Source organism: Rhodococcus sp. KRD175 (assembly GCF_017168275.1).
Classification (GTDB): domain Bacteria; phylum Actinomycetota; class Actinomycetes; order Mycobacteriales; family Mycobacteriaceae; genus Rhodococcoides; species Rhodococcoides fascians.
On the sequence record NZ_JABFAQ010000001.1, the window covers coordinates 113754 to 122457 of the forward strand.

The window sequence follows — 8704 nt, forward strand, 5'->3', positions numbered from 1 at the left end:
CGACCTGCGGTCATGACGGAGTTTTTACGCTAGCGCTCCTCGGGCAATCGCGATCCGCTAGCGCTCCTCGATGTCGTCGACGCGGATTTCGACCGCATCCCTGCCGAGGGTGACGCCGAGCAGGTCCGCGACCACGTCGATGGCGATCGATGCCAGTTCTTCGCCTGCCGCCTGCAGATCGTCGCCGTACACGCCGATCACCGCGACGAACAGGCCTGTGCAGGCGTGATCGTCGAGATCGAGGTCGATCTCGGTGGGCTGTGCACCGTGTACGCCCGCGAGAGCACGGCGCAACGTCGTCTTGACGATGTGATCGCTGATCCGCAGTGAGTCCCGTGGATCAGCCGCTGAACCCGCCGGGAAGACGCTGTCGATCGGCCAGGTGCGGCGCGTCGTATTGCGCACTTTCGCGAGGATGGACGAGCTGATGTCCACCCAGTTCGGTTCCTGCGGTGCCTCCCGAAGCTCGGTGGCAGCACGCGCGAGAACCGCATTCGGTTCTACCGGGTTCGCCATGTCGCCAACCTTTCGCTCAATGTTGCTCGTGCTCTGGTCAATTGACCTCGTACTGCTCCTGCGGACAACGTCATGATCGCGCCGATCTCCGGATGGGTCAGGCCCTCGACCTCCCGAAGCAACCAGCAGGCCCGCTGCCGATAGGGCAACTCCGCCAGTGCCACACCCAATTCGGCCATGAAGCTGTCTGCTTCGACGTCCGCCTCGGGATCACTGCCCGCGCCCGTGCTCTTGCGCTCGAATACCCAGTCTTCCGCAGGAGGAACGCTGCGACGCCGGCGATGATCTATCACTTTGTGCGAGACCAACGAGAACAGCCAGGTGCGCAGAGCCGATTCGCCCCGGAAGTTGTCGAGCCCCTTCCACGCTGCGACGAACGCGTCCTGCACTACCTCCTCTGCTGCACCCTGATCGGACAGCATGTTTCGGGCGTACCGAAACATCTCCGGTCCGTATCGGCCCACGATCTCCTCGAACGCATCCGTCTCGCCGAGCGCGGCTGCGCCGACGAGTACGCGGTCCGACGCATCTCTCCACTCCATCGGGCCCCCAGACGTAATCTATGACGTAGGTCACTTTATTTGTACGTGCGTTTCGGTGATCGAGCTACGACCAACTCCTGACACACACTGTGCACCACTACTCAGCGAAGAGAGGCAGTCATGAGCTCCACGACGGACACCAAGGCAACCGTATCCGCAGCAGGCGAAGGCAAGACCGACATCACCACGAAGTCGGATTCCGTGCTCGTCAGCTCGCAGGGCCGCACCACCATTGCCGATACCGTCGTCTCGAAGATCGCCGGCATCGCCACCCGTGAGGTCCAGGGCGTACATGCCGTCGGCGGCGGAGCGAGCCGCGCGATCGGTGCCCTGCGCGAGCGTATCCCGGGTGCCCGCGTCAACCAGTCGCAGGGCGTCTCGGTCGAGGTCGGCGAGCGTCAGGCAGCGGTCGACATCGACATCGTCGCCGATTACGGCGTCTCGATCGCAGACCTCGCAGCAGGCATTCGTCGCAACGTCATCAACGCCGTCGAGCGCATGACGGGCCTCGAGGTCACCGAGGTCAACATCGTCGTTCACGACATCTACCTGGACGACGGCTCGGACGAAGAGGAGACCACCGAGACCGCCTCCACCCGAGTGCAGTGACCGACCCGAACCCGACGGACCGTGACAAGTCCGAAGACATCGCCGACGCCGTACAGGCGATCGACGGTGTCGTCGGGCTGCACGGCGGCATGTTCGGCGAGGCTGCGACCTATCTACCCGGACGCCGCGTCGCCGGCATCCGGATCGCAGACGACGGCACCGAGGTACACGTCACTCTCCAGTTCGGCTACGCCGTACGGGAGACCGCCGAGGCAGTGCGTAGCACCGTCGCGGCAATGGTCGACGGGCCCGTGCACGTCACAGTCGAGGATGTCGTCCGGGTCTGAATTGTGCGAGTCTGACCAGGTGAACGAGCATTCAGCGCGCGACCGGGCCGCCGCGTACAAGGCGGCCCGGCGCGCTGTGGCCCGAGAACACCACCCCGACATCGGTGGTGATCCCGCCCGGTACATGGCAGAGCTCGCGGAAGTCGACCGCCGGTTCGCCGTACTTCCGTCGACTCCGATCAACACTGCCAGCGCACCGACAGCGTTCCGCTCGTCCTCGGTACCGACGCCACTGCGCACACTGCCGAAACGCATCGCCCGGCTCCGCAAACGCGTCACTCGACGCAACTACTTCGACATCTGACACCTCGACATCCGACACCTCGGATTCCGAACACTCTGACTGGAGATCAAGACCATGACCACTGCAACCATCGGTTTGTTCGTGGGACTTCTGCTGGCCATCGCCGCAGCAGCCGGCGGCTTCACCGGCTTCCTCATCGCCATCGTCCTCGGCGGACTCGGTTTCTTCGTCGGCCGCTACATCGACGGTGAACTGGATCTGAACTCGATCATGCGTGGTCGCGGTCGTGACTGACACAGCAGCAGCCCCCACGACCCCCGGGACACCGGCAGCAACCCCGGGGTCACTCGCGGACCCCGGCGATCGCGGTTCCCTGGAGATCAAGCACAAGGCAGTCGAACGCCTGGCCGTTCTTGCGGCCCGCGGCACCGACTCCGTCACCGACCGCCAGCCCGGACTGCACCTCCTCGGTGGGCGTGATCTGCCGAAGGCCGATGTGACGATCACCGGCGAGCGCGTGCGAGCGAAGGTCTCCGTCGGAGTCACCTGGCCCTCGCCGTTGGCGAAAGTGGCTGCGAACGTTCGCGCCGCCGTGGCCAGAGACCTGTCCGAACTCGGTATCTACACCGTCGACCGGGTCGACGTGACGGTCGAATGCATACCGGCCGAGCCCACCAGCGAAGAAGGGAGAGTGCAGTGACAGAGCAAGCAAGCAAGAAGCCGGTGGCCAACCCCACCGCAGCTGTTCCGGCCGTCCTGTTCGCTCTCGTTCTCATCGCCGCCGGAGTCGTACTCGGCCGCGAGGCGCTGCTGAAGCTGGGCGCTCTCGACGGCTCCGAGTGGGTCGGCCCGGCCGCATCGAACCTCGACGGGCTCACAGCTCAGCAGTGGATGCTGCCCGCAGGTATCGCCGCCGTCGTCATCGGATTCGTTCTCGTGTTCGTGGCAATTCGCCCACGTCGTCGCACCCACCGTGCTCTCAACGAGCAGGGCGTCTGGCTTCGTAAGGACGACGTCGCTGCCGTCGCGCGATCTGCCGCCCTGGACAGTGTCGGCGTCGACACCGCGTCCGCCAAGGCGGGCAACAAGAAGGTCACCGTCGCCGTATCCACCGTGGCCGGTACCGACACCTCGGCTCTGAAATCCGAGGTCGTGACGTCCGTGGACGACGCCCTCCGCCCACTCGCGTCGGCACCCAAGGTGCGCACCCGAGTGCGAACGACAGGACAGGCCTCATGAAAGGACAGCAGCTGTGAAACGTGCAACCGCATCGCTCGACCGCACCGGCACAGCCGTCGTCGGGCTGGCTCTGATCGCTCTCGGCGGCGGAGCCATCGCGTGGGAACGTGGCGAGCTTCCCGGCCGCGAGCGGCTGGACGCCGCGTTCGTCGACACCGCCGTCGACGCCGGTTGGTGGCCCTGGGCTCTCGGCGTAGCCGCTGTCGTGTTGATCCTGCTGGGTCTGTGGTGGTTGCTCGCGCACCTGCCGCGCCGATCGGTCGGGACCGTGGCCTTCGGATCCACGTCGGCCGACGTCACGAACGTGGACGGAGAGCAGGTCGACGGCAGGCTCAGCGTCGACCTCGGCACCGCCGCCCGTAGTGCAGCCAAGTCGCTGGCAGGTCACGATGGAATCGTCTCGGCCTCCGGTCGCTCTGTCTCGGACAGGGGGCAGCGCGTGGTCGAGATCGTCGCGACGCTCGACCCAGCCGTAACGTCCCTCGAGCAGGTCTCCGACGCCGCAGCACGGACCCGTGACGACATCGTGACCTCACTCGACGGAACTCCAGCCAAGGTGCGAATTCTGTTGCAGTGCGGCAAGTCTCGCAAGCAGTCGGCGCGCGTCAGCTGACTCCGGAGAACTCGATCTCCCCGATCAGACCGTGGTGGTCCGATCCCGGGAGGTCGATTCTTTCCAGTGATCGGGCGTGCCCGGAATTGGTGAGAATGTGGTCGATGCCGACAACGGCCGGAGTGCCCTTGTCCGTGGGATAGGTCGGGATCAGCCCCATCCCCAATTGTGCTGCGGCGTCGGTATATCCGGCATCGAGTAGGTTCCTGAACTTCTTGTGCGAATACGTGGTGTTGAAATCACCACTGACGATGACGGGACCGCTTGCCGACACCGCCTCGAGATCGCTACGGAGCGTGTCCAATTCGGCGGTCCAGATATCGGCCGGGGTGACGTATGCCGGGCCGGGATGGACGGCCAGCAGCGTCACTGGCTCCGATCCGGGAACGTCGACGGAGGTGGCCAGGTTCACGGGCCCGTAGCCGGCGAGTTCGCGGTTGTCGGACAGCGGTGTGCGACTGTAGATTCCGGCACCTCCGCCACCCGTCGGCAACGCTCGCAGGTAGCTGTACGGAAAGAGTTGCTCCATGCCGGCATCCCGTAGCCCGAGCACCGACGCATCGGTCAGCTCTTGGATCGTCACGACGTCGACGGCGTTGTCGCGTGCCGATCCGACGACGACCGACGGATCGGCGCTGCCCACCATCAGGTTGGCCTGCATCACCCGCAGCCGGACGGCATCGCCGCTCGCCTCGTCCTGGGATGCCGCGTCGGCCACGTACAGAGGTGCGTACGCCACTGCGGCTGCTGCCAACACGACCGCGGACACCGCCGCCAGAATCCATTGCCTACCGATCAGCGCGACGACGGCACCGACCACGACAGCGACGAGCATCAGGGGAACGAACGATGCCAGCGCGATCAGAACGTTGATGCGGGTGTCGGTGTAGTACGCCCCCATCGCGACGAGTCCGGTGACGATGCCCAGCGTCGCGATCGTTCCGGTGAGAATCCGTACCCAGGTTCGCTGCATCGCACCGAGAGTAGCTACGCCCTGACGCCGACGGTCAATGCTCGGACGGTTGTCCAGGTCAGAGACATCAAGCCCCGTACAGCCGCGAACGAGAACGCCGTCGACCACACCGTTCTGGTCGCCGGTTCGGCAACAGGAAGGCCGGCAAAGCGATCGGCCAGCCAGTCGAGGGTCAGGGGCGCACTGAGCGGATGCAGCGACAGGTGCTCGCTCAGCCGATCTCGCAAATACGTCACGTGTGCGCCGGCTTCGAGATACCGATCGACCTGGCCATCGACGTCGTCGACGGCAATGATCTGGTCGTGCACGGCCTGCACGACCAGCAGCGGCACCGATGGAGCAGTGCAACCGGGCTGGATGTCCTGGAACACCTGCACGATCTCGGGTAGGGCGAGCAGGTCGGCGAGCGGAATGTCGATGTAGTTGTCCAGATCGTGCCGAGCCAGGCGTCTGACGGCGCGAACGGTCGTCATGGATTCGACGGAATCGAGAATGCGCATTCCGTCCTCGTTGACGTACTGACGCACCACGCGATCGAGGTCGGGGTACGTGCGTCGCAATCCCGCGACTACAAGCGTCGGCAAGGCCGCGTGCAGCGTTGCGTTCAGCCTGGTGAACGCAGAACCCGGGTCGCCGACGGGGGAGCCGAGGGCGGCACCGACGAGCTCGAGCTCCGGTGCGTACTCAGGGGCCATTTCTGCGGCCCACGACGTCGCGAGCCCGCCGCCCGAATATCCCCACAAGGCAACGGGCGTGCTCTCGTGCAGCTCCAACGACTCGAACGACAGCGCCGCGCGGATCGCGTCGAGTGTGCAGAATCCTGGTTCCTGCGGCGACCCCCAATGACCGTCCGGCCCCTCGTGGTCGGGGATCGAGATGGTCCATCCGCGGCGCAGGGCATGCAGAACCAGAAGAAACTCGAACTGGGGAACTGCGCCGAGGGCCTTCGAGCCACGTCGAAGCGCGTAGGACGGGAAGCACGAGGACGCGACGCCGTCGATGGCGCACTGGTACGAGAGCAACACCGGTTCGGCATTCTGCGGCCGCAGCACCGTCGTCACACTGGCCTGCGGTACACCGCCCAGATCGGCGGTTCGGTACAGCAGCTGCCATGCGTCGACTCGCTGTCGCACGTGGCCGAACATCGCGACCTCGACAGGCCTCACCTTGAGAATCGTCCCCGGTAGAGCCGCTTCGTAGCCCTCGGGCGCGGCGTAGAACGGGTCGTTCTCAGGCCTCGTCGCATCCTCGCAGCTCGGCCATTGTTCCAGCGGCCAGGACTGTTCGTCCGCCATCGATCTGTCGACGCTCATATCCCACCGCTTCTTGTCCGAGTCTTTCCGTCACACTAACTTGCCCTGAGCGGCACGATTTCATGCAGCCTGCTGCCAGTTGGTGATCAGAACGTCGGTCGCGTAGCTCAGGTCGAGGCCTTCCCCGCCCCAGTTCGGGACTATCGCGTCGGGTTCGATGTGCTGATATCGCCGCCGGAGGACCTCGGCATCTCCGGACAGCGAGGGCGCGTGAACCATCTCTGCTCCCGATGGGTGCTGGAACGTGAACCGTTGGTGGCCGAGGGATTCGATGAAGAAGTAGCCGTCGTGCAGTGCCCGATGGTGTTCGCCGCACAGTAGAACCAGGTTGTCGAGTGACGTCGCACCTCCCCGCGAGCGGTAGGTGACGTGGTGAGCATGCAGAAACCGGGTGCGCCCACAGCCTGGTACCGAGCAGCATCGATCACGAATGATCAACTGACGCAACTGGGTTCGACTCGGAGCCTTGGCCGTGGTACTCCACCGCACAGTTTTTCCCAACCGGCCGTGACCGACGACTCGCATGACCGACGAACACAACACCTGAGCGAGAGTTTCGTCGTCCAGACCAGGCCCGTCATCGAAATGAGCATGATCGCATCCTGCTTCGGTGCTGTCGCCGAGGTGTACCAACACTTCCGCGGCAGGTGAGACGACCGGCGAATCGATGGCGTCACACACCATCTCCGCCATTGCGACGAGCGCAGGAACGGGATTCGTCGGTGCCGGGGCCGACCGGTCACCCTCTGATTCAACCTCGGTGCGGGTGCGCTCGTACTCGGCCCTGGTCACCGCGGCCAGAAATCGCTTACCGTCCTCGGGCCGAAAGCGCGCCGTCACCACAAGCGAGCCGTCCTCGTCGTCCCAGCGCCACCGTCCCACACACGGATCGAGATCGACACCGTTGCCCCTGGTCGGCCTCATCGCCTTCTTCAGACCACGGCAGAGACGTTCGATGTGCGCGGCGGGTGCATCGAGCGCCTTCTGCAGCAGTGACGCTTCGTTGTCGGCAGTGGCAACACGGGTCATCGCGCGCACCTTCGAGTACGACACCGTGCCGCTCAGGTACGCAGAGGTGATCAGGGGCAGCTCGCGCATCGCCTTGGCCACCCGCACCTGCTCACGGGCAGTATGCAGATCGACTCCGGCGCGCCAGGACAACCAGTGCGCACAGGACCTCGTCTCCCACGCGGCCCACCCGCGTCGAGCATCGAACTCACCGACCAGGATCAGATACTGCGCTGATGCAGCCGCGATCTGGCCGGCCAGCGCGCAAATTTCCGTCTCGATGTCTGCAGTCTCGACCATGAATGCCCCCATTCGTCGAATGTATGTTCGATGACAGTACGACGAGGCACCGACAAGAACGCCGCCGAACCGATGTACGCGTCCCCGCGGGGACGTGGTCGGGGTTGCTTTCTCGCCCGCGGGCCCGATACTGAGCATCAGATGCTGGATCCGACGGAAAGTGGGTGTGGCCATGAGCGGTTCGGACACCTGGGGCATCCCCAGCACAGACTTTCTCCGCTGGTACCTGCTCGCGGCCGTTCTCGCGATACTCCTGACGATGGCGGGGAACTGGATCGCCGCTCACCGATCGACCCCGGTGACGTCGGCGGGCCGCGTGCTCACACCACCCGAGGTCGGTGTGCTCACCAGCGACACCCAGGCGGTCATGGCGGCGTTGGCGATACTTCGCGGTGCCGAGATCATCGACTCGCAGGGAAAGAAACGCCGCGATCTGACCGCCCCCGAGCGCTCCCAACTGGACTGGTTCACCCGCACCGTCCTCGAACGCCTCGGTAGCGGTAAGGCCCCACTGGTTCGCTCCCGGCTGGTGGCGAACATGTCCGGCACTTGCGCGCAACTGCGGAGCACTCTCGTCGACGAGGGTCTGCTGCACGGCGCTCGCGGCTCCGCTGTCACACGGGCATTCCCGGTGCTCTTCGTCATCGCTGTCGGGATTGCCCGCATCGTCGCCGGCACCGCGAACGGCAAGCCCGTCTGGTTTCTCGTCGCGATCGTGTTCGTCCTGTTCGCGGCCGTGCCGGTTCTGCTTCGTCGACGCCGTCGGACAGCCGCGGGAGATACCGAACTACGCCGGCTCCGCGCCGAGAACGATTACCTCTCACCCCGCGCGCGACCGTCCTTCACCGCATACGGGCCGACTCGCGCTGGAATGTCGGCAGCCATCTTCGGAGCAGGCGCCCTGCTGATGCTCGATCCAGCGATGGCCGGTGCGCTCAGCTACGGCACCGCTCAGGCCGGTGGGGCCGCGTCGTTCGGCTTCGGCGGCGACAGCGGTGGCAGCGGAGGCGACGGCGGCAGCAGCAGTTGCGGTGGCGGCGGTGGGGGATGCCTGGCTCTT

The 8704-nt window shown here is 65.3% G+C and carries 13 protein-coding genes; 8 read left to right on the forward strand and 5 right to left on the reverse strand.

The window, feature by feature from the left end:
• Positions 1-57 precede the first annotated feature (57 nt).
• Both J1M81_RS00565 and J1M81_RS00570 read right to left on the reverse strand, forming a co-directional pair.
• Complete coding sequence (locus tag J1M81_RS00565; protein ID WP_027495130.1) at positions 58-516, reverse strand: hypothetical protein; 459 nt, start codon at positions 514-516, stop codon at positions 58-60.
• Positions 501-1058: an RNA polymerase sigma factor gene (locus tag J1M81_RS00570; RefSeq protein WP_052056556.1), complete on the reverse strand. Its 558-nt coding sequence runs from the start codon at positions 1056-1058 to the stop codon at positions 501-503. The genes J1M81_RS00565 and J1M81_RS00570 overlap by 16 nt, the downstream gene beginning before the upstream one ends.
• 120 nt (positions 1059-1178) lie before the next feature.
• Between J1M81_RS00570 and J1M81_RS00575 the strand changes: the two genes are divergently transcribed.
• Genes J1M81_RS00575 through J1M81_RS00605 form a run of 7 tightly spaced genes read left to right on the forward strand, consistent with a single transcriptional unit; the run spans position 1179 to position 4050 of the window.
• Entirely contained in the window at positions 1179-1667 is a 489-nt protein-coding gene (locus J1M81_RS00575) for an Asp23/Gls24 family envelope stress response protein (protein WP_027495128.1), read from the forward strand.
• Positions 1664-1954, forward strand: coding sequence for an Asp23/Gls24 family envelope stress response protein (locus tag J1M81_RS00580; protein ID WP_027495127.1), 291 nt, complete (start codon positions 1664-1666; stop codon positions 1952-1954). Before J1M81_RS00575 ends, J1M81_RS00580 begins: the two co-directional genes overlap by 4 nt.
• A gap of 19 nt (positions 1955-1973) precedes the next feature.
• Complete coding sequence (locus J1M81_RS00585; protein ID WP_162182897.1) at positions 1974-2258, forward strand: hypothetical protein; 285 nt, start codon at positions 1974-1976, stop codon at positions 2256-2258.
• A gap of 54 nt (positions 2259-2312) precedes the next feature.
• Positions 2313-2492 (forward strand): hypothetical protein, encoded by a 180-nt coding sequence (locus J1M81_RS00590; RefSeq protein WP_027495126.1) that lies wholly within the window; start codon positions 2313-2315, stop codon positions 2490-2492.
• A complete protein-coding gene (locus J1M81_RS00595) occupies positions 2485-2898 on the forward strand; it encodes an Asp23/Gls24 family envelope stress response protein (protein ID WP_032370065.1) in 414 nt (137 codons plus the stop codon). The genes J1M81_RS00590 and J1M81_RS00595 overlap by 8 nt, the downstream gene beginning before the upstream one ends.
• The gene (locus J1M81_RS26765) at positions 2895-3437 is read left to right on the forward strand and encodes a DUF6286 domain-containing protein (RefSeq protein WP_045841588.1); all 543 of its coding nucleotides are present in this window, start codon (positions 2895-2897) and stop codon (positions 3435-3437) included. Before J1M81_RS00595 ends, J1M81_RS26765 begins: the two co-directional genes overlap by 4 nt.
• A 13-nt stretch (positions 3438-3450) precedes the next feature.
• The gene (locus J1M81_RS00605) at positions 3451-4050 is read left to right on the forward strand and encodes a hypothetical protein (protein WP_052061626.1); all 600 of its coding nucleotides are present in this window, start codon (positions 3451-3453) and stop codon (positions 4048-4050) included.
• Here J1M81_RS00605 and J1M81_RS00610 read toward each other — a convergent pair.
• From J1M81_RS00610 to J1M81_RS00620, 3 genes are read right to left on the reverse strand one after another with little or no spacing between them, the layout of a single operon-like run.
• Positions 4043-5023: an endonuclease/exonuclease/phosphatase family protein gene (locus J1M81_RS00610; protein WP_052060811.1), complete on the reverse strand. Its 981-nt coding sequence runs from the start codon at positions 5021-5023 to the stop codon at positions 4043-4045. The genes J1M81_RS00605 and J1M81_RS00610 overlap by 8 nt on opposite strands.
• 14 nt (positions 5024-5037) lie before the next feature.
• Positions 5038-6336 carry a lipase family protein gene (locus J1M81_RS00615; RefSeq protein WP_032373469.1) on the reverse strand — a complete coding sequence of 433 codons (1299 nt, stop codon included), beginning with the start codon at positions 6334-6336 and terminating at the stop codon, positions 5038-5040.
• 60 nt (positions 6337-6396) lie between these two features.
• On the reverse strand, positions 6397-7656 hold the full coding sequence (locus J1M81_RS00620; protein ID WP_052062931.1) for an HNH endonuclease signature motif containing protein: 1260 nt from the start codon (positions 7654-7656) through the stop codon (positions 6397-6399).
• 160 nt (positions 7657-7816) lie between these two features.
• On the opposite strand from J1M81_RS00620, the gene J1M81_RS00625 reads away from it, so the two are divergent.
• On the forward strand, positions 7817-8704 hold an 888-nt coding region (locus J1M81_RS00625), incomplete at its 3' end, for a TIGR04222 domain-containing membrane protein (RefSeq protein WP_206497452.1).

Bases quoted from the DNA above. Each gene is read 5' to 3' on its own strand.
- J1M81_RS00565 (WP_027495130.1), bottom strand. From the start codon at position 516: ATGGCGAACCCGGTAGAACCGAATGCGGTTCTCGCGCGTGCTGCCACC.
- J1M81_RS00570 (WP_052056556.1), bottom strand. From the start codon at position 1,058: ATGGAGTGGAGAGATGCGTCGGACCGCGTACTCGTCGGCGCAGCCGCG.
- J1M81_RS00575 (WP_027495128.1), top strand. From the start codon at position 1,179: ATGAGCTCCACGACGGACACCAAGGCAACCGTATCCGCAGCAGGCGAA.
- J1M81_RS00590 (WP_027495126.1), top strand. From the start codon at position 2,313: ATGACCACTGCAACCATCGGTTTGTTCGTGGGACTTCTGCTGGCCATC.
- J1M81_RS00610 (WP_052060811.1), bottom strand. From the start codon at position 5,023: ATGCAGCGAACCTGGGTACGGATTCTCACCGGAACGATCGCGACGCTG.
- J1M81_RS00615 (WP_032373469.1), bottom strand. From the start codon at position 6,336: ATGAGCGTCGACAGATCGATGGCGGACGAACAGTCCTGGCCGCTGGAA.
- J1M81_RS00620 (WP_052062931.1), bottom strand. From the start codon at position 7,656: ATGGGGGCATTCATGGTCGAGACTGCAGACATCGAGACGGAAATTTGC.